Source organism: Streptomyces sp. NBC_01381, assembly GCF_026340305.1.
Taxonomy (GTDB): Bacteria; Actinomycetota; Actinomycetes; order Streptomycetales; family Streptomycetaceae; genus Streptomyces.
The window spans coordinates 2,047,195-2,066,100 of record NZ_JAPEPI010000002.1; the positions used below are offsets into that span (position 1 = coordinate 2,047,195).

Annotated in this window: 19 protein-coding genes; 13 read left to right on the forward strand and 6 right to left on the reverse strand. The window is 69.0% G+C overall.

The features are described 5' to 3' along the window. Positions 1 to 164: 164 nt before the first annotated feature. A complete protein-coding gene (locus OG453_RS30700) occupies positions 165 to 1,055 on the reverse strand; it encodes a 2-hydroxy-3-oxopropionate reductase (RefSeq protein ID WP_266871816.1) in 891 nt (296 codons plus the stop codon). A gap of 83 nt (positions 1,056 to 1,138) precedes the next feature. Then, positions 1,139 to 1,966 (reverse strand): TIM barrel protein, encoded by an 828-nt coding sequence (locus OG453_RS30705; protein ID WP_266871817.1) that lies wholly within the window; start codon positions 1,964 to 1,966, stop codon positions 1,139 to 1,141. Between the two features lie 125 nt (positions 1,967 to 2,091). On the opposite strand from OG453_RS30705, the gene OG453_RS30710 reads away from it, so the two are divergent. From OG453_RS30710 to OG453_RS30755, 10 genes are all read left to right on the forward strand, one after another. Continuing rightward, complete coding sequence (locus OG453_RS30710; protein ID WP_266871818.1) at positions 2,092 to 2,352, forward strand: hypothetical protein; 261 nt, start codon at positions 2,092 to 2,094, stop codon at positions 2,350 to 2,352. Continuing rightward, positions 2,349 to 2,717, forward strand: coding sequence for a helix-turn-helix domain-containing protein (locus tag OG453_RS30715; protein WP_266871819.1), 369 nt, complete (start codon positions 2,349 to 2,351; stop codon positions 2,715 to 2,717). Before OG453_RS30710 ends, OG453_RS30715 begins: the two co-directional genes overlap by 4 nt. A gap of 180 nt (positions 2,718 to 2,897) precedes the next feature. Then, positions 2,898 to 3,410, forward strand: coding sequence for a 2-oxo-4-hydroxy-4-carboxy-5-ureidoimidazoline decarboxylase (gene uraD, locus OG453_RS30720; protein ID WP_266871820.1), 513 nt, complete (start codon positions 2,898 to 2,900; stop codon positions 3,408 to 3,410). Then, positions 3,407 to 3,814, forward strand: a complete 408-nt coding sequence (gene uraH / locus OG453_RS30725) for a hydroxyisourate hydrolase (protein ID WP_266871821.1) — start codon at positions 3,407 to 3,409, stop codon at positions 3,812 to 3,814. The genes uraD and uraH overlap by 4 nt, the downstream gene beginning before the upstream one ends. 5 nt (positions 3,815 to 3,819) lie before the next feature. Continuing rightward, complete coding sequence (pucL, locus tag OG453_RS30730; protein WP_135333754.1) at positions 3,820 to 4,743, forward strand: factor-independent urate hydroxylase; 924 nt, start codon at positions 3,820 to 3,822, stop codon at positions 4,741 to 4,743. 64 nt (positions 4,744 to 4,807) lie between these two features. Then, a complete protein-coding gene (locus OG453_RS30735; protein WP_266871822.1) occupies positions 4,808 to 6,220 on the forward strand; it encodes a nucleobase:cation symporter-2 family protein in 1,413 nt (470 codons plus the stop codon). A gap of 48 nt (positions 6,221 to 6,268) precedes the next feature. After that, on the forward strand, positions 6,269 to 7,669 hold the full coding sequence (locus OG453_RS30740) for an 8-oxoguanine deaminase (RefSeq protein ID WP_266871823.1): 1,401 nt from the start codon (positions 6,269 to 6,271) through the stop codon (positions 7,667 to 7,669). 373 nt (positions 7,670 to 8,042) lie between these two features. Then, positions 8,043 to 9,401: a nucleobase:cation symporter-2 family protein gene (locus OG453_RS30745; protein WP_266871824.1), complete on the forward strand. Its 1,359-nt coding sequence runs from the start codon at positions 8,043 to 8,045 to the stop codon at positions 9,399 to 9,401. A gap of 149 nt (positions 9,402 to 9,550) precedes the next feature. Continuing rightward, positions 9,551 to 10,009 carry an RDD family protein gene (locus OG453_RS30750; protein WP_266871825.1) on the forward strand — a complete coding sequence of 153 codons (459 nt, stop codon included), beginning with the start codon at positions 9,551 to 9,553 and terminating at the stop codon, positions 10,007 to 10,009. An 83-nt stretch (positions 10,010 to 10,092) separates the two neighbouring features. Beyond that, positions 10,093 to 11,349, forward strand: coding sequence for an MFS transporter (locus tag OG453_RS30755; protein WP_266871826.1), 1,257 nt, complete (start codon positions 10,093 to 10,095; stop codon positions 11,347 to 11,349). A 127-nt stretch (positions 11,350 to 11,476) separates the two neighbouring features. Here the strand turns inward: OG453_RS30755 and OG453_RS30760 are convergent, their stop codons facing one another. From OG453_RS30760 to OG453_RS30770, 3 genes are read right to left on the reverse strand one after another with little or no spacing between them, the layout of a single operon-like run. After that, complete coding sequence (locus tag OG453_RS30760) at positions 11,477 to 11,845, reverse strand: hypothetical protein (protein WP_266871827.1); 369 nt, start codon at positions 11,843 to 11,845, stop codon at positions 11,477 to 11,479. A gap of 7 nt (positions 11,846 to 11,852) precedes the next feature. Further along, a complete protein-coding gene (locus tag OG453_RS30765) occupies positions 11,853 to 12,101 on the reverse strand; it encodes a DUF397 domain-containing protein (RefSeq protein WP_266871828.1) in 249 nt (82 codons plus the stop codon). Further along, positions 12,098 to 12,931, reverse strand: a complete 834-nt coding sequence (locus OG453_RS30770; RefSeq protein WP_266871829.1) for a helix-turn-helix transcriptional regulator — start codon at positions 12,929 to 12,931, stop codon at positions 12,098 to 12,100. The genes OG453_RS30765 and OG453_RS30770 overlap by 4 nt, the downstream gene beginning before the upstream one ends. 156 nt (positions 12,932 to 13,087) lie before the next feature. Here OG453_RS30770 and OG453_RS30775 point away from each other — a divergent pair, with 156 nt between their 5' ends. The 3 genes from OG453_RS30775 to OG453_RS30785 all read left to right on the forward strand — a co-directional run bounded on the left by OG453_RS30775 (position 13,088) and on the right by OG453_RS30785 (position 15,717). Beyond that, the gene (locus OG453_RS30775) at positions 13,088 to 13,510 is read left to right on the forward strand and encodes an ATP-binding protein (protein WP_266871830.1); all 423 of its coding nucleotides are present in this window, start codon (positions 13,088 to 13,090) and stop codon (positions 13,508 to 13,510) included. A 468-nt stretch (positions 13,511 to 13,978) separates the two neighbouring features. Continuing rightward, positions 13,979 to 14,953, forward strand: a complete 975-nt coding sequence (locus OG453_RS30780; RefSeq protein WP_266871831.1) for an ATP-binding cassette domain-containing protein — start codon at positions 13,979 to 13,981, stop codon at positions 14,951 to 14,953. Further along, the gene (locus OG453_RS30785) at positions 14,950 to 15,717 is read left to right on the forward strand and encodes an ABC transporter permease (protein WP_266871832.1); all 768 of its coding nucleotides are present in this window, start codon (positions 14,950 to 14,952) and stop codon (positions 15,715 to 15,717) included. Before OG453_RS30780 ends, OG453_RS30785 begins: the two co-directional genes overlap by 4 nt. Here OG453_RS30785 and OG453_RS30790 read toward each other — a convergent pair. Continuing rightward, a complete protein-coding gene (locus OG453_RS30790) occupies positions 15,701 to 18,865 on the reverse strand; it encodes a BTAD domain-containing putative transcriptional regulator (RefSeq protein ID WP_266871833.1) in 3,165 nt (1,054 codons plus the stop codon). The genes OG453_RS30785 and OG453_RS30790 overlap by 17 nt on opposite strands. Positions 18,866 to 18,906 lie beyond the last annotated feature (41 nt).

Genomic DNA, 18,906 nt, shown 5'->3' on the forward strand with positions numbered 1-18,906 from the left:
GGCCTTCCGTGCGGGAACTGCTGAGGTGACGCGAGCGTAAGTACGCCTGAACAGCTACGTCAACAGTTTGTTGAAGTTGAGGTTATGGTTCCGGGCCGTGGCGACGCCTGGGCGCGACAGGACAGGTGTCAGCGCCGCCACGGCCCGGAAGTTTGGTTGAGCTCTTAGAGCTCGGCGCCCGACAGACGCTCCACGGAGCGCAGCAGGGCGGAGTGGTCGAGGCCGCCGTCGCCCTGCGCGCGCAGGGAGGCGACCAGCTGGGCGACCACGGCGCCGACGGGCAGCGCGGCACCGACATTGCGGGCGGCGTCGGTGACGATGCCCATGTCCTTGTGGTGCAGGTCGATCCGGAAACCGGGCTTGAAGTCGCGGTTCAGGAAGTTGTCCTTCTTGCGGGTCAGCACGGTCGAGCCCGCGAGCCCCCCGTTCAGGACGTCGAGCGCGGCGGTCAGGTCCACGCCCGACTTCTCCAGGAAGACCACGGCCTCGGCGCACGCCTGGATGTTCACGGCGACGATCAGCTGGTTGGCGGCCTTCACGGTCTGACCCGAGCCGTGCGGACCGCACAGCACGATGGTCTTGCCGAGGGCGTCCAGGAGCGGCTTGGCCTCGTCGAAGTCGGCCTTCTCGCCGCCGACCATGATCGACAGCACGGCCTCGATGGCACCGGCCTCGCCACCGGACACCGGGGCGTCCAGGACGCGGATGCCCTTGTCCTTGGCGGCCTTGGCCAGGTCCACGGAGGTCTGCGGGGTGATCGACGACATGTCGACGATCAGCGCGCCGGACCTCGCGTTCTCCAGGATGCCGTTCTCGCCGTACGCGATGGCCTCGACCTGCGGGGACGCGGGCACCATCGTGACGATGACGTCGGCGTCCTTGACGGCCTCGGCGATCGAGGTGGCGGCGGAGCCGCCGGCGGCGCTGAGCCGGTCCAGCTTGTCCTGCTCAAGGGTGAAGCCGGTGACGGAGTAACCAGCCTTGATCAGGTTCTCGGACATGGGGGACCCCATGATGCCGAGTCCGATCCACGCGATCTTGGGAAGGTTGCTCATGGTGAAGCCTTTCTGAGTACAGATGAACGGGCTGCGGGGTGCTCGGGTGGGTGGGCGGGAAAGATCCGCCGCGAAGCGGCGGCCTAGTCCGAGACGGCGAGCCAGCCGAAAGCCTCAGAGCTAGGACGGTCGCCAGCCTTGTACTCCAGCCCGACATACCCCTCGTAACCGGCCTTACGGAGCTGATCCAGCAGCTCCTCCAGCGGCAGCGACCCCGTCCCCGGAGCCCCACGGCCAGGGTTGTCCGCGATCTGCACATGCCCGGTCTGAGCGACGTACTGCTCGACGACGGCAGGCAGGTCCTCACCGTTCATGGACAGGTGGTAAAGGTCCATGAGGAACTTCGCGTTACCGAGCCCGGTAAGGGCATTCACCTTGTCCACCACGGCGATCGCCGCAGGCGCGCTGACGATCGGGCAGAGCGGCGACTCGGGCTTGTTGAGCGCCTCGATCAAGAGGATCGCACCGACCCGGTCGGCCTCCCTGGCCGCCAACGCCAGGTTCTCCAGGGCGAGTTCGTCCTGGACGGCGGGGTCCACGCCCTCCACCCGGTTGCCGTACAGCGCGTTGAGCGCCTTGCACCCGAGGGACTCGGCGAAGTCCGCCGCGACGGCGAGGTTCGCGCGGAACTTCTCGCTCTCCTCGCCCGGGATCGACAGCGCGCCCCGGTCGGGACCGGGCAGCTGCCCGGCGTAGAAGTTCAGGCCCACCAGCTGTACGCCGGCGTCCGTGATCGCGGCCCGCAGGGCGTCGAGCTCGGACTGCTCGGGGGTGGGGGCGTCGACCCAGGGCCACCACAGCTCGACCGCTGTGAAGCCCGCCGCGGCGGCGGCCGCGGGGCGCTCCAGGAGCGGGAGTTCCGTGAAGAGGATCGACAGGTTCACATTGAAGCGCTGGTCGGAGTATCCCATGGGGCTTCCGCGCTCCTTCCGTATTGCGGAAGTTAATTTCTGTCTGATGGAAGATTGCCGTCGAGGCTCCGCCCTTGTCAAGAGGGGCCTCCCGGAAATCGGAAACACGGCAGTAGGTTGAGCCCGTGCGATTGAGAGTGGAGTTCACGACCGAACCGTTCGACCTGGACGAGGCCCCGCCCCATGCGGTGGTGGCCCGCGAGGTCATTCAGGGAGCCGATCTCGACGCCGTGGACGTGGGTCCGTTCGGCAACACCGCGGAGGGTGGTGCCGACGAGGTCCTGACCGCCGTCGACGCCCTGCTGCGCAAGGCCCTGGCGGCGGGCGCCACCCGCGTCTCGCTCCAGGTGAACGTGCTCGGAGAGTCGGGGGAGGCCGCCGGATGACCGGGTCCAGAGACGACCACGACCCCTTCGTGGCCGCCGTCAAGCCGCTCGTGGACGCCATGGGCGGTGAGATGGTGCCGCCGTCCCAGGCGGGCGCCGACGACGTCGTGCTCGCCTGGGAGGGGCAGGACGTGGTCGCCGTACGCCTTCCGCAGCTGGCGGACTCCCTCGACCACATCCTGCTGGCCCTGGAGCGCAAGCGGGGCATGCCCCTGTCCGAGCTCGACCGCAAGGCCAAGCAGGAGGTCGTACGGATACTCGAGGCGCGTGGCGCCTTCGCCGTACGGCATGGCGTGGAGACGGTGGCCGGCGCGCTCGGCGTCAGCCGTTTCACCGTCTACAACTACTTGAACCGCTCAACCTGAGCCCCGGCGGTTCGAGGAACCCCAGGTCAACCACCGCGTGAGGTCTACTACCGAGGCCGCCGTCCGGATACCGGACGGCGGTTTTCTGTAACGCGAAGTTTTCAACAAAGTGTTGACGTGGTGTTTCAGCTGGCGTTAGCTATCCGCAGCCCGTCCAGCACAAGGCCACGGAGGCTCCCCGTGACTTCGAGTACGACACCGGGTCTCGCCCGGTTCAACGCCTTGACGGAGAGCGCGGCAACCGCCGCCCTCCACGAGGTCTGTGCCTCTTCGGCCTGGGGAAGCACATTGCTTTCCCAGCGCCCCTTCTCCACCGTCGAAGCCCTCTTCGCCGCCAGTGACGCCGCCACGGCCGAACTGGCCGACAAGGATCTGGCCGAGGCGATGGCGGGGCACCCGCCGATCGGCCGCCCGAAGCCCGGCGACCCCACCTCGTCCCGCGAACAGCGGGGCATGGCGGGGGCCTCCGAAGAGCTCAAGGCCGAAATGCTCGAACTGAACCTGGCCTACCAGGAGAAGTTCGGTCATGTCTTTCTGATCTGCGCCACCGGGGCGACCGGTGAGCAGATGCGCGATGCGGTGAAGACCCGGATCGGCAACACCGCCGAGCAGGAGCGCGACATCGTCCGCACCGAGCTTGGCAAGATCAACCGCATCCGGCTGACCCGCCTCGTGGAGGAAGAGAACGCATGAGCACGGAAACCACCGCCTCGGTGTCCACGCACATCCTGGACACCAGCGTCGGACGCCCCGCAGAGGGTGTCGCCATCACGCTCACGGCCCGCAGCGGCCGGAACGCGGAATGGGTGACGCTCGGCGGCTCCGCGACCGACGCGGACGGGCGCTGCAAGGACCTCCCGGCCCTGCCGGAAGGCACCACCCACGTACGACTCGACTTCGAGGTCGAGGAGTATTTCTTTTCAAATAAGCACAGTTCCAAGAAGCAAGCCGAGGCGCAGCAGGACGCCCCCCGCGTAAGGGACAGCGGTGCGTTCTTCCCGGAGGTGGCGATCACATTCGCCGTCACGCCGGGCGAGCACTATCACGTACCGCTGCTGCTCAACCCGTTCGGCTACTCCGTTTACCGAGGGAGCTAGCAGACATGCCCACGATTCTCGGCCAGAACCAGTACGGCAAAGCAGAGAACCGCGTCGTCAAGATCACGCGGGACGGCGACACCCACCACATCAAGGACCTGAACGTCTCGGTCGCCCTCTCCGGCGACATGGACGACGTGCACTACTCGGGCTCCAACGCCAACGTCCTGCCGACCGACACCACCAAGAACACGGTGTTCGCGTTCGCCAAGGAGCACGGCATCGAGTCCGCCGAGCAGTTCGGCATCCACCTCGCCCGTCACTTCGTGACGTCGCAGGAGCCGATCCACCGCGCTCGGATCCGGATCGAGGAGTACTCCTGGGAGCGCATCGCGACCTCGGACAACAACTCCAAGTTCATCGGCTCGGACGAGGTCAACCACTCCTTCGCCCGCAAGGGCCAGGAGCTGCGCACCAGCCAGATCACCTTCGACGGTGAGAACTGGGAGATCATCTCCGGGCTCAAGGACCTCACGGTCATGAACTCCACCAACTCGGAGTTCTGGGGCTACGTCAAGGACAAGTACACGACGCTGAAGGAGGCGTACGACCGCATCCTGTGCACCGACGTCTCCGCCGCCTGGCGATACAACTGGACCAGCGACGCGGACCGGATGCCCAACTGGGAGAAGTCGTACGAGCAGGCCAAGAAGCACATCCTGCAGGCCTTCGCCGAGACGTACTCCCTCTCGCTGCAGCAGACCCTCTACCAAATGGGTTCGCGCGTCATCAACAGCCGGAGCGAGATCGACGAGATCCGCTTCTCGCTGCCGAACAACCACCACTTCCTGGTGGACCTCGAGCCCTTCGGGCTGAAGAACGACAACGAGGTCTACTTCGCGGCTGACCGCCCCTACGGCCTGATCGAGGCCACGGTTCTCAGGGACGGCGTCCAGCCGAAGATCCCGGTCGACATGACCAACCTCTGACGCGGGACGCGCGCCCCCGCACCGCAGTGGGCGGGGGCGCGCCACACCGGAGGGAACAGCAGCAATGGCACAGCCTGCATCGGGGCCGGCGAAAGGCCCGTGTACCACCCCATCGGAGATGACCGACGGCGGGTCAACTGCCGCCTGCCACCCGGTGGATGAGAAGCTTCACCCCTCGCGGCTCGTCCCCGCCGCGCTCCAGCACATCGCCGCCATGTACGCGGGTGTCGTCACCCCTCCGCTGATCATCGGTCAGGCCTGCGGCCTGGACACCGTGGCCCAGACCCGGCTCATCGCGGCAGGGCTGCTGATCGCCGGTCTCGCCACCATCCTGCAGACGCTCGGCGTCAAGGGCTTCGTCGGCAACCGGCTCCCGTTCGTCAACGCGGCATCCTCCGCAGGCATCGCGCCGATCCTCGCCATCGCCGAGACCAACGCCAAAGGCGACCAACTCCCCGCGATCTACGGCGCGGTGATGGTCGCGGGCGTCTTCTGCCTCGCGATCGGCCCCTTCTTCGGCAGGCTGCTCCGCTTCTTCCCGCCGCTGGTCACCGGCGTCGTCATCACGCTCATCGGCGTCACGCTGATGCCCGTGCCCGTGAAGTGGGCGCAGGGCGGCGACGACACGGACCCGACCTTCGGCGACATGAAGTACCTGGCGCTCGCCGCCTTCACGCTCGTCGTGATCCTGCTCTTCCAGCGCTTCGGACGCGGCTTCCTCAAGCAAGTCGCCCTGCTGGCAGGCATGTTCATCGGAACGCTCGCCGCGATCCCGTTCGGGATGGCCGACTTCACCTCGGTGCAGTCCGCGCCGCTCGCCGCGCTGCCCACCCCCTTCGCCGCGGGCGCCCCCACCTTCCAGCCCGCAGCGATCCTCTCGCTCTGCATCGTGATGCTGGTCCTGATGACCGAGTCGGCGGCCGGGATGCTCGCCCTCGGCGAGATCTGCGACCGCAAGACCGACGGCAAGACCATCACCCGCGGCCTGCGCACCGACGGCATCGCGACCCTCGTCGGACCCGTCTTCGGCGGCTTCCCGACCTCGGCCTTTGCGCAGAACGTCGGCGTGGTCTCCCTGACACGTGTACGCAGCCGCTATGTCGTGGCCGTCGCGGGCGGCGCGCTCATTGTGCTCGGCGCCTTCCCGGTGCTCGGCGCGGTCGTCAACGTGGTCCCCATGCCGGTACTCGGCGGCGCGGGCATCGTCCTCTTCGGCTCCATCGCCGTCAGCGGCATCCGCACGCTCTCCGAGGCGGGCCTGGACGACAGCTCCAACATCATCCTGGTGGCCGTCGCGCTCGGAGCGGGCATCATCCCGCTCGCCGCGCCCACCTTCTACGCCGAATTCCCGGCCTGGGCGCAGACCGTCCTGGGCTCCGGAATCAGTGCGGGAGCGCTGACAGCGGTCCTGCTCAACCTGTTCTTTCACCATCTCGGCACCCGTAGCCACGCGGCCGCGGCACTCAAATCTTCCTAGGGTCATGCCGTGCCCACATCGCCACTCACCAACGAAGGAAGACGCACCATGGCAGCACCGGCAACCCCCGAAGGCGCCGTAGAGCGCATCGTCATCGAGAACGCCGCGATCGCGACGGTCGACGCCAGTGACACCGAGTACGCATCGGGGTACGTCGTCGTCGCGGGCAACAAGATCGAGTCCATCGGCGCCGGCAAGGCCCCCGAGGGTCTGGAGAACGTCGTACGCCGTGTCGACGCCACCGGCCACCTCATCACGCCCGGCCTGGTCAACACGCACCACCACTTCTACCAGTGGATCACCCGTGGCCTGGCCACCGACCACAACCTCTTCAACTGGCTGGTGGCGCTCTACCCGACGTGGGCGCGCATCGACGAGCAGATGACGTACGCGGCCGCGCAGGGCTCCCTCGGGATGATGGCCCGCGGCGGTGTCACCACCGCCATGGACCACCACTACGTCTTCCCGAAGGGCTCCGGCGACCTGTCGGGCTCGATCATCCGCGCCGCCTCCGAGATGGGCGTCCGCTTCACCCTCGCCCGCGGCTCCATGGACCGCAGCGTCAAGGACGGCGGCCTGCCGCCGGACTTCGCCGTCGAGACCCTCGAAGGCGCGCTCGCCGCCACCGAGGAGACCGTCAAGAAGCACCACGACGCGTCCTTCGACGCGATGACGCAGGTGGCCGTCGCCCCCTGCTCGCCGTTCTCGGTCTCCACCGAACTCATGAAGCAGGGCGCCGAGTTGGCCCGCCGCCTGGGTGTACGTCTGCACACCCACGGCAGTGAGACGGTCGAGGAGGAGAAGTTCTGCCACGAGCTCTTCGGCATGGGCCCCACCGACTACTTCGAGTCGACGGGCTGGCTCGGTGACGACGTGTGGATGGCGCACTGCGTCCACATGAACGACTCCGACATCGCGGCCTTCGCCCGCACCGGCACGGGCGTCGCCCACTGCCCGTCCTCCAACGCCCGCCTCGCGGCAGGCATCGCCCGCGTACCCGACATGCTGAAGGCGGGCGTCCCCGTCGGCCTCGGCGTCGACGGCACCGCCTCCAACGAGTCGGGCGAACTCCACACCGAACTGCGCAACGCGCTCCTGATCAACCGCCTCGGCGCGCACCGCGAAGCCGCCCTGAACGCGCGCCAGGCGCTGCGCCTGGGCACGTACGGCGGCGCCCAAGTCCTGGGCCGCGCCACGCAGATCGGCTCCCTGGAGGCCGGCAAGCTCGCCGACCTGGTCCTCTGGAAGATCGACGGCATCGGGCACTCCTCGATCGCCGACCCGGTGACCGCCATCGTCTTCGGCGCGGCGGCCCCGGTCACGCTCTCCCTCGTCAACGGCAAGCCGGTCGTCGAGAACGGCCGCCTGCTCCACGTCGACGAGGACGCCATCGCCCGCTCCACGCGGGAGGAGGCACAGCGCCTCGCGCGGATCTCCGCCGAGAGCTGACACCTGGAACTCCGGTCAGGGGGGACGGCCCTTGACCGGACTTGAACAGCCGAGCGGGCTGTTCAAGTGCCGCCCCGGAACGTGGCCCAAAGCTTCACGTTCCCGGGGCGGTCAGTACTACCTGGGCGCAGTACCCCACCGGCCCCGCCGGTACCACCACCCACAACTTCATACCGAGCAAGTCCTTGCACCACGCACCACCTCCCAGAAGCGAAGTGCCGGCACAGCCCGTACGCACTGGAAAACAACCGGAGGAGCCACAGTGGCCACTCAGCCCAGGTTCACCAAGCAAGGCACCACCCCCGACCCGGATTCCGATGAGGGGTCCATACCCCCCGTACACCCAGTAGACGAAAAGCTCCCACCCCTGAAGATGGCGACCACCGGCCTCCAGCACGTGGCCGCCATGTACGCGGGTGTCGTCGCCCCGCCGCTGATCGTCGGCGCCGCGATCGGTCTCTCCGCCAAGGAGCTCACGTTCCTGACCGGCGCGTGTCTCTTCACCGCCGGACTCGCGACCTTCCTCCAGACGCTCGGCATCTGGAAGATCGGCGCCCGCCTCCCCTTCGTCAACGGCGTCACGTTCGCCGGTGTCGCCCCCATGCTCGCGGTCGTCGACTCGACCAAGGACAAGGACGACGCGCTGCCGATCATCTTCGGCGCGGTCATCGTCGCGGGCCTCCTCGGCTTCATCGCGGCCCCCTTCTTCTCGAAGATGGTCCGCTTCTTCCCGCCGGTGGTCACCGGCACCGTCATCACCCTCATCGGCATCTCACTCATGCCGGTGGCCTTCGGCTGGGCCCAGGGCCCGGTGCCGGGCGCCGACGACTACGGCTCGATGAAGAACCTCGGCCTGGCCGGCATCACCCTGCTGATCGTCCTGCTCCTGCGCCGCTTCACCACCGGCTTCGTCAAGCAGATCGCGGTCCTGCTCGGCCTCGTCGTCGGCACGCTCGTCGCGATCCCCTTCGGCGTCACGGACTTCAGCCCGGTCGGCGAAGCGGACATCGTCGGCTTCCCCACGCCGTTCCACTTCGGCGCCCCGCAGTTCGCGGCGGCGGCGATCGTCTCGCTGTGCGTGGTCATGGTGGTCTCCATGACCGAATCCACCGCCGACATGCTCGCCCTCGGTGAGATCGTGGACCGCCCCGCCGACGAGAAGACCATCGCGGCCGGTCTGCGCGCCGACACCCTCGGCTCGGCGATCAGCCCGCTCTTCAACGGCTTCATGTGCAGCGCCTTCGCGCAGAACATCGGCCTGGTCGCGATGACCAAGATCCGCAGCCGGTACGTCGTCGCCGCGGGCGGCGGCTTCCTGGTCCTGATGGGCCTGTGCCCGATGGCGGCGTCGCTGATCGCGGTCGTGCCCCGCCCGGTGCTCGGCGGCGCGGGCGTCGTCCTCTTCGGCTCGGTCGCGGCGAGCGGCATCCAGACGCTGGTCAAGGCGAACCTGGAGAAGGACAACAACGTCCTGATCGTCGCCGTCTCGTTGGCCGTCGGCCTGATCCCGATCGCGGCGCCGGAGTTCTACCACGCGTTCCCGGAGACCGCGAAGATCATCCTCGACTCGGGCATCTCCACGGGCTGTGTCGCCGCGGTGCTCCTGAACCTGGTCTTCAACCACATCGGCGGCCGCAAGGACGACGACGATGTGACGGCTCCAATGGAGGCCGGGGGAGAAATAGCCGAACAGAGGGTGCACGAAGGGTCTTCCGCAGCGGGGGCCCACTGAAGTAGCCGCGTGCGGAGTTCTTGTCCCGTGGGGACACGGCTCCGCACGCGGCGCAGGCGCGTTCGCATCAACTCGGCGATGCCGGAGACGTCGACGGAGCCGGTGGCGACGCACTGAGGGCGCGCCGCCCACGCTTACGCTGGGGCACCGTGATCACCCAGCAACGAGACCTCACCCGCACGGCCGCCCCCGCCCGGCCCGCCACTCAGCCCCGCAGGCTCACCGCCGCGACCGTCGACGTCCTCATCGCCCTGATGTGCGGCCTTGCGGCCGCCGGGGCGACCGGCGTCACGGCGGCCGACGGGGTGGTCGAACTCCATGTGCAGTCCCCGACGGTGTGGGCCGCGGCGCTCGGCGCGTTGCTCGGCTCCTCGTTCCTGAACCACGTCCTGCTGGCCCACGCGACCCGCGCGAGCCTCGGCAAGCTGACGACGGGCCTGCGCGTCGTCCGCGCCTCCGACGGCGGCCGCCCCCGACTCCTCCCGCTCGCCGGCCGCTGGCTGTTCGGCTTCTACTGGACGGTGGTGTTCGTGCCCCTGCACCTCGCGGCGGACAGCGGTGTGGAGCAGCAGGACGCGGTGGGGATACGGGTGGTGCGCAGAGGCTGAGCCGAGCGCTGCCGCTGCGGTCGATGCATTGACGTCGAATTCATGCCAGACCAGGGGCAGTTGGCGCTGATGAACTCGGCGTCATGCCCGCACCCGCTCGCGCACCCGCTCCCGCTCCCCGCCCTCCGCTCAACGGCTGGCCCGCCGTCCTCTCCGTGACGATGGGGATCTTCTGCATCGTCACCACCGAGATCCTGCCGATCGGCCTCCTGACCCCCATCGGCGACACCTTCGCCCTCTCGGACGGCACGTCGGGCCTGATGATGACCCTGCCCGGCATCCTCGCCGCCGTCGCCGCCCCGACTGTGACGGTCACGACCGGCCGTGTCGACCGGCGGCGCATGCTCTGTGCCTTGATGCTGGTGCTCGCGCTGGCGAACCTCCTCGCGGCGACGGCGCCCGCGTACTGGCTGATGCTGGTCTCCCGCGTCCTCGTCGGACTCGTCATCGGCGCCTTCTGGTCCATCGGCGCCGGACTCGCCGCCCGCCTGGTCCCCGAGGCGCAGGCGGGACGGGCGACCGCCGTGATCTTCTCCGCCGTACCACTGGGTTCCGTGCTCGGGGTTCCCGCGGGGACGCTGCTGGGTCAACTCACCGGCTGGCGCGCGGCGTTCATCGCGATGGGTGGACTGACCCTGGCCGTTTTCGTCGCGCTGGTCGTGTCCGTACCGCCCCTGCCGCCGGAGCGGGTCACCCGGCTGACCGTGCTGAGGGACCTGCTGGGTACGGCTCGCGTGCGGGTCGGCCTGCTGGCCACGTTCCTCATCGTGACGGCCCACTTCGGTACGTACACCTACGTCACACCGTTCCTCGCGGACGTGACGCATGCGGGCCCCCGGCTCATCACCGTGTTCCTGCTGGCGTACGGCGTCGCGGGCATCCTCGGCAACTTCCTCGCGGGGGCGTGGGTACGGCGTGAGCTGCGCGCCACGTTCACGGTGGCCGCGTCGCTCCTCGCCGCCGCGACGCTGCTGCTGCCCGTACTCGGCACGGGGAGGGTGGGTGCGTTCGCGCTGCTGCTGGTGTGGGGCGTCGCGTATGGCGCCGTGCCGGTCTGCTCGCAGACGTGGTTCGTGACGGCGGCACCGCGCGCGCCCGAAGCGGCGTCCGTCCTCTTCACGTCCTCGTTCCAGGCGACCTTCGCATTCGGCGCGCTGGCGGGCGGGGCGGTGGTGGACGCGTGGTCCACCACCGTGGTGATGGTTCTCGGCGGGATCGTCGCGGTGCTGGCGGCCGCCGGCACCGTTCTGCTCAGTCCAGGTACTCGAAGAGCTCGTCCCAGAACTTGGAGTCGTCCACATTCCCGTCCAGGTCGATCAGGCGCTGACGCAGATCGGTGACGGCAGCCGCGCGTACGGCGTCGTCGTCCGACTCCAGGGCGTCGCTGAACTCGGCGATCACGCCCAGGAGTACGGCAAGGCGGGGCAGGGAATCGGCGGCCGGTCCCTGCCAACCGTCCGCGTGGTCTCAGCCGTTGGGGTCGTAGTGGGTGATGCCGCCGTCGTCCGCGTCCAGCATCAGCTGCTGGTCGCCCGCGACGACCGCGGTGAAGCAGAAGTTCTTGGGCGGGGAGTCGTCGTCGGGGTAGCGCCGCCCGTACAGCTCGTCGGCGTCGAACGGTTCAAGCCCGTCCTTGTCCCGCAGGTGCGTCGTGTCGATGTCCATGGCATCGAGGCGGACGGCGGGAAAGCCGACCTTGAGCAGGAACTCCCTCGACCTGGCGTCGGTCAGCTCGACCGGCAGCGCGGCCTCGTCCGGCCGCCAGAGCGAGCCTTCACCCAGCCGTGCCTCCAGCCACGCCGCGTCCGGTATCAGCGGAGTGTCGTTGCGATTCACTGCTTGGCTACTCCTGTGTGCGGGCGAGGCTGACGAAGGCCTGCCAGGTGGTGGGGGAGAGGGCGAGTTGGGGGCCCTCGGGGTTCTTGGAGTCGCGGATGTGGATGGTGGTGGGGCAGGTGGCGATTTCTACGCAGTCGCCGTCGCCGCCACTGCTGTAGGTGGACTTGCGCCAGGCCAGGGCTACTTCGATGCAGTCGTCGCCAGATCCGCTGCTGTAGCCGCTCTTGAACCAGGACAGTTCGCTGGTGCTCATTCCGCTCCTCGCATTCGCTGCAGCAGGCCCATCGAGTCTTCCAGCGTAAGAGCCTGCGAGCGCATCCTGGCATACCGCGTCTGGAGAACGCTGATCTCTCGCGGGTCAGAGATGAACTGACCGCCCCGCTGCCCCTCGCAGTACGCGAGCCACTTGTTGTCCGGAGTCTCCGAAAGCTGCATCGGGCCGTCGAGGCCCGCATGGGTCTTCCGCACCAATGGCACGATCTGAAGCTCGATGTTCCTGCGCGCGGCCAGCCCCAGCAGGTGCTCCACGAGCCCTTGCGTCACCTCCTCCCCGCCCATCCGCCGCAGCAGCAAGTGCTCTTCGAGGATGAAGCTGTACGCCGTGTTGGGCCGCTCCGTCAGGAGCCTCTGCCGCTCCTGCCTCGCCGCGAGCTGGGCCTCGATCTGTTCGTCGCCCAGTGGGGGAAGCTGATTGGTGAAGAGCGTCCGCGCATACGCTTCCGTCTGCAACAGCCCCGGAATCAACCGGCATTCATACGTGTAGAGGTTCAGCGCCTCCTGCTCAAGCTGGGCCCAGCGGCGGAACCACGACGCCAAGCCCCGCTGCCGCGAAAGCTGATTCACCATCAGCCGCAGCGTGCCGAACGCGTCCAGGGCCGCCTCTGCCTGGTCGACGAACCGCGGTGGCGGAAACCTCCTCCCCTGCTCGATCGATGCAAGGAAGTGCGTGGAGTAGCCGATCTCGGGGGCCAGTGCCTCCTGCGTAAATCCGGCCCGCTTGCGGAAGCTCTTGACCGCCGCGCCGAAGGCCTTGAGCCCATCAGTCGGTTCGGGCTCATTGCTGCCCTGCGTACTTGACGACATCACGGGTATCCCCTGACGCTCGCTTACCTGTCCCCGCCAACTCGCCCATGGTCACGGTCGGTTACGCGTACTGTCCACACTTCGCACTCGTACAAATACGGAGCGTACGAGTTGGGGTCCTGGTGAGGGACGTGCCGCGAGGCCACGGTGGGCGCCATGCCACAGCGAGCGCAAACTGCCACCTCCGTAAGTGTGTTCACGCAGCGTTTCAGCGCGACGCCCCGAGGCGCTCGCCTCGCGAGACGGCTGGCGAGGTACCACCTCGACGAGTGGGGCGTGCCGTACGGCAGTGAACTGTCCGAGGCGGTGGCGCAGATCGTGGCCGAGCTGGCGGCGAACGCGGTGACGCACGGCCGGGTCGCGGGCCGTGACTTCGAGCTGCGCCTTGCGTGCGCGGACGGTGTCGTACGCATCGAAGTGAGCGATTGCCGCACCGAGAGTCGCCCGCCGCTGGACCCTCAACTGCCGACCCCCGAGGACGAGTCGGGGCGGGGCCTGCTCCTCGTGGCGGCGCTTGCGAGCGAGTGGGGCGTGGCGGAGCGGGAGGTCGGCAAGACGGTGTGGGCGCGGCTCGGCTAGATGATTCATACGGGGTGCCCGCATCGCGGAACTTACTTTGCGGTTAGCTATGATCAGCCGGTTCCGCCGAGCGAACTCCCTTGCACCGGGGCTGACTTCGAGACATCCAGAGTTGCGCGCTTCTCGCCGTCTTCGCGATAGCCGACGCCGTCTCGGGCGGGGCCCTGAACAAGGAGCCCGCCAAGCCGCGCCCACGGTCACTTAGACGGTGACCGCGACGGCGACCACCACCGTGTCGGCCAGTCCCCCCAGCCGTACGGAGTCGGCCACGGCCACCCCGAAGCCGAAGCCGACCAAGACCCGCACCCAGGAGCCGCCGCCCCCCGCCCCGAAGGGGCGCGGGGAACTGCGCGACCAGCCACGACGAACCCGCGGACAAACACCGCACCTCCCGCGGAGCGCTTGGTGTCAGTGGCCGTGTCAGGGCAGTGACAGCTGGGTGTCAGGCCCGGCTCGCATGGTGGAGCCATGAAAACTTCAGCGATCGCAGTCGCAGGACTGCACAAGGCATACGGCGAGAAGACCGTCCTCGACGGCATCGACTTCGATGTCCCCGTGGGATCGGTCTACTCCATGCTCGGCCCGAACGGGGCGGGCAAGACGACGACCGTGAACATCCTGACGACCCTGATGAAGGCCGACGCGGGGACGGTGCGGATCGCCGGGCACGACGTGGCGGCCGGGACCAGGGACGTACGCTCGGCCATCGGCGTGACCGGTCAGTTCGCCGCAGTGGACGAGCTGCTCTCGGGCCGGGAGAACCTCCAGCTGATGGCGGACCTGAAGCGCGTGCGCTCCAGCGGCAAGCTGGTCTCGGGGCTGCTTGAGCGGTTCGACCTGGTGGAGTCGGCGGACAAGCTGTCGGCGACCTACTCCGGCGGTATGCGCCGGAAGCTGGACCTGGCGATGACGCTGGTGGGCAGCCCGCAGATCATCTTCCTCGACGAGCCGACGACGGGCCTCGACCCGCGCAGCCGGCGCACGATGTGGGAGATCGTCCGCGAGCTGGTGGTCGAGGGCACCACCATCTTCCTCACCACCCAGTACCTGGAAGAGGCCGACGAGCTGGCCGACCGGATCGCGGTGCTCAACAACGGCAAGATCGCCGCCGAGGGAACAGCGGAGGAGCTGAAGCGGCTCATTCCCGGCGGTCATGTGCGGCTGCGGTTCTCCGACCCGGACGCGTACCGGTCCGCAGCCGTCGCCCTGCGCGAGGTCACCACGGACGACGAGACGCTGTCCCTGCAGATTCCCAGCGACGGCACCCAGCGCGAACTGCGTTCGATCCTCGACTGGCTGGACTCGGCCGGCATCGAGGCGGACGAGCTGACCATGCACACCCCCGACCTCGACGACGTCTTCCTCGCCCTGACCGAGCACACGAACGACACCACCGACACCACCGACACCAGCGACATCACCACGGAGGCGATCGCAAAGTGAGTACCGCATCGATGGCGACGACACTGGCCGACTCGGCGATCATGCTGCGCCGCAACGTCAAGCACACCCTCCGCAACCCGACCACGATGTTCAACGCGGTCCTGTTCCCGATCGTCCTCATGCTCATGTTCGTCAAGGTGCTCGGCGGCGGATTCGACGTCGGTGAGGCCTACATCGACTACGTGACACCAGGTCTGCTCGTGATGGCCGTCGGCTACGGCCTCGGCGCCACCGCGACGGAGGTGAACTCCGACATGACCAAGGGCGTCATCAACCGCCTCAAGGTCATGGACGTATCCCGCGGCGCCATGCTCAGCGGCCACGTCATCATCACCACACTGCGCGCCCTGGTGGCCTGCGCCGCCATCATCGGGGTGGCCTTCCTGATGGGGTTCGACCCGGGCGCGAGCGCCCTCGACTGGCTCGGCGTGCTCGGTGTCGTCGTGCTCTTCGGCTTCGCGGCCAGCTGGCTGACCGTCGCCATGGGGCTCTCCGCGAAGACCGTGGAGTCGGCGGGCATGTCCACCGTGCCGCTGGTCATGCTGCCGTTCCTCAGCAGCGCGTTCGTACCCGCCGACACGATGGGGACCGGCGTACGGCAGTTCGTGGAGTACCAGCCCTTCACCCCGATCATCGAGACCCTGCGCGGACTGCTCGCGGGCAATCCGTCGGGCGGCGACGCGATCGCGGCCGTCGCCTGGTGCCTCGGGATCGCCCTCCTCGGGTACCTCTGGGCGGTTTCCACGTTCAAGAAGCGAGCGTGACCTCGACCAGCAGGGACCAGTCGGTCCGCGTCCCCTCCAGAGCCGCCTCGGCGAACTTCTCCTCGCCGAGGCGGCTTCGGGCGCTCCGCTCGATCCGGGTCACGTCCGGGTGGGAGCTGTCCGGCAGCCCGCGCACCACCCCGCCCGCCGCGAGCAGCCGCGCGGCCTGCTCGTACTCGCCCTGGCGCAGCGCCAGGTCCGCGACCCCGACGAGCACCCCCGCGGTCAGCGGCGCTATGCCCGCCTCGGCCGCCGCCTCGCAGGCCGCGGCGCGGTGCGCACGGGCTTCGCCGATGTCGTCGGCGAGGTAGCCGAGCAGGTCGTGCGTCATGGCCCGGACGTACGTCTGCTCAGCCTCGTCGCCCAACAGGGCCTTGGCGACGCCGAGTTGCTCCCGCGCCTGTTCGGCATCACCGCCCCACCGGGCGAGTTCCGCCTTCGCGAGGGCCAGTTCGGCCAGCGCGTCGGGCCAGGCGACGCGTTCCGCGTACCGCTGTGCCTCGGCGATGGAGGCCGCGGAGGCGCTCTTGTCGCCGAGGAACCAGTACAGCCGTGCCTGCAGCGACCGCATCCGGATGATGTCCTCGGTGGCACCGACCTCGGTGACGACCGCGATCGCCTCTTCGTAGCGCTCGCACGCGGCGGCGAACTCGCCGTGCATGGCCATCCGGTCCGCCAGCTCGGTCAGGGCGAACGAGATCCCGAACCGTTCGCCGATGGCCCGGAACTCGGCGAGCGCCCGCTCCAAGTACGCGTCCGCCTCCCGCCCTTCGTGACCGAGCATGATCCGCATCTTGCCGAGATGGAGCCGGGCAAGGGCGCGCACCCAGGGGTCCTCGTCGTCGAGCACCAGCTCCCATGCGGGCAGGAACTCGCTGGGCTCCACGTCCAGCATGCGTACGAGTGGGGCGACGAGCCCTAGTGCAGGGTGGCGGCGCCGCCCGCTCCGGTCGCCCTGGCTGAGCCGGTGCGCCTCGCGGATCCACCGTTCCGCCAGATGCTGGTCGCCCCGCCCGGCGCTCACGAACATCGAGACCACCGCGGACACCGTGGCCCGCACGTCGTCGCTCACCTCGCCGGGCACCTCGGCGGCGGCGGTGAGCAGTTCGTAGCCTTCGGTCCTGCGGCCGCTGAGCCACCAGTACCAGCCCGCGCCCTCCGCGAGCTCCATCGCCGCCTGCGCCTCGCCCGCCGCGAGCGCGCCGCGCATGGCCGCGGCGATGTTGTCGTGCTCGGCCTCAAGGCGGGCCAGCCAGTCCAACTGCTCGGCGCGGCGCAGGTGCGGCTCGGCGGTCTGGGCGAGCTCGGTGAAGCAGGCCAGGTGCGCCTGGCGCGCAAGCTCAGATTCCCCCGCCTCCGCGAGCCGCTGCCCCGCGTACTCCTTGATGGTGCCGAGCATGCGGTAGCGCGGGGCGCTGTCGCCTTCGGCGCGGAGGAGGGACTTCTCGGTGAGGGCGGTGAGGAGTTCGAGAACTTGCGTGTCCGCGGCTTCGAGGGCGCAGACCTGCTCGGCGGCCTCCAGGCTCGCCCCGCCGGAGAACACCGAGAGCCTGCGCAGGACGGTCCGTTCGGCGTCAGTGAGCAGCTCCCAGCTCCAGTCGACCGCGGCGCGCAGCGTCTGGTGCCGCGGCAGTGCAGTCCGGCTGCCGCCGGTCAGCAGCCGGAACCGGTCGTCGAGCCGATGGGCGAGCTGCTCGACGGACATGGTGCGCAGCCGGGCCGCGGCCAGCTCGATCGCCAGCGGCATCCCGTCAAGAGCCCGGCAGATACGCACCATCGTCGCCAGAGCGTGCTCGTCGACGGGGAGATCCCTGCGTACGGCACCGGCGCGGTCCCGCAACAGCTGAATGGCGGGCGAGGACTGGATGTCTTCGGGACTGTCATCCCCCTTCGGCAGGGACAGCGGCTCGACCTGCCACAGCGCCTCGCCGGTGATGCCGAGCGGTTCGCGGCTCGTCGCCAGGATCCGCAGCCGCGTGCACTCCCCGAGCAGCCGGTGCGCGAACATCGCCGCGGCCTCGATCACATGCTCGCAGTTGTCCAGGACCAACAGCGCGTCCCGCTCGCGGATCGCGGCGATGAGCCGATCGGTCAGCTCCGCGTTCGGGGAGCCGCCGAGCAGCGCGTCCCGCAGCCCGAGCCCGGCGAGCGCCGCCTGCGCCACATCGGACACATCACCGCCCGCGCCGACGCCGGCCAGCTCCACCAACCAAGCCCCGTCCGGCAGTTCGCCGAGCAGCGTGCGCGCGGTCTCCGTGGCCAGCCGGGTCTTGCCCGCGCCGCCGGGCCCGATCACGGTGGTGAGCCGATGCCGGCCCACAAGCCGACGTACGGCACCGACAGCCGCACCCTCACCGACAAAGCTGGTCAGCTCGGCCCGCAGATTCGTCTTACGACCCTCTTCCTTCTTACGCCCCAACTCACCCCGCAGCAGGGCGACATGCAGCGCCGCGAGCTCCGGCGACGGGTCGACGCCCAGCGCATCGGCCAGGGCCTCCCGCGCGCGCTGATACACAAGGAGGGCCTCGCTGTCGCGACCGGCGGCGGCGAGGGCGCGCATCTGCGCGGAGACGAGCCGTTCCCGCACCGGGTGCGCGGCGACCAGATCGGTCAGCTCCGTGACCATCTCGGCACCGCGCCCGAGAGTGACCTCCGCGTCGGCCCGCTCCTCGGTGGCGGTCAGCCGCAGCCCTTCGAACCGGTCGACGGCGGCGTCGAACGCGGCGCTGTCCTGCAGCCCGACGTCCTGCATGGCCGCGCCACGCCACAGTTCGAGCGCTTCCCGCAACAGCCGCGCCCGCCCGCCCCCGTCTTCGGTACGGGCCTGCCCTGCGGTGACGAGCCGCTCAAACCGCACGGCATCGACATCATCGGCCTCAACAACCAACCGGTAGCCGTCAGTCCGCCCTTCGATCACCCCGGCAGGCAACACCTTCCGCAGCCGGGAGACGAGCCGCTGCAGGGCGTTCGTCGCATCGGCGGGCGGATTCTCCCCCCAGATCCAGTCGACGAGCGACGCCTTCGGCACGGCGTGCCCCGGCCTGAGCGCGAGCGCGACCAACAGGCCGCGCAGCCGCGCGCCCGGCACGTCGACCAAGCTGCCGTCGCCCGCGCGCACTTCAAATGGACCGAGCATCCGGATCTGCATCCGCCGATTTTGTCATGTCCGCTAGTCAGCCACCTTGTCAG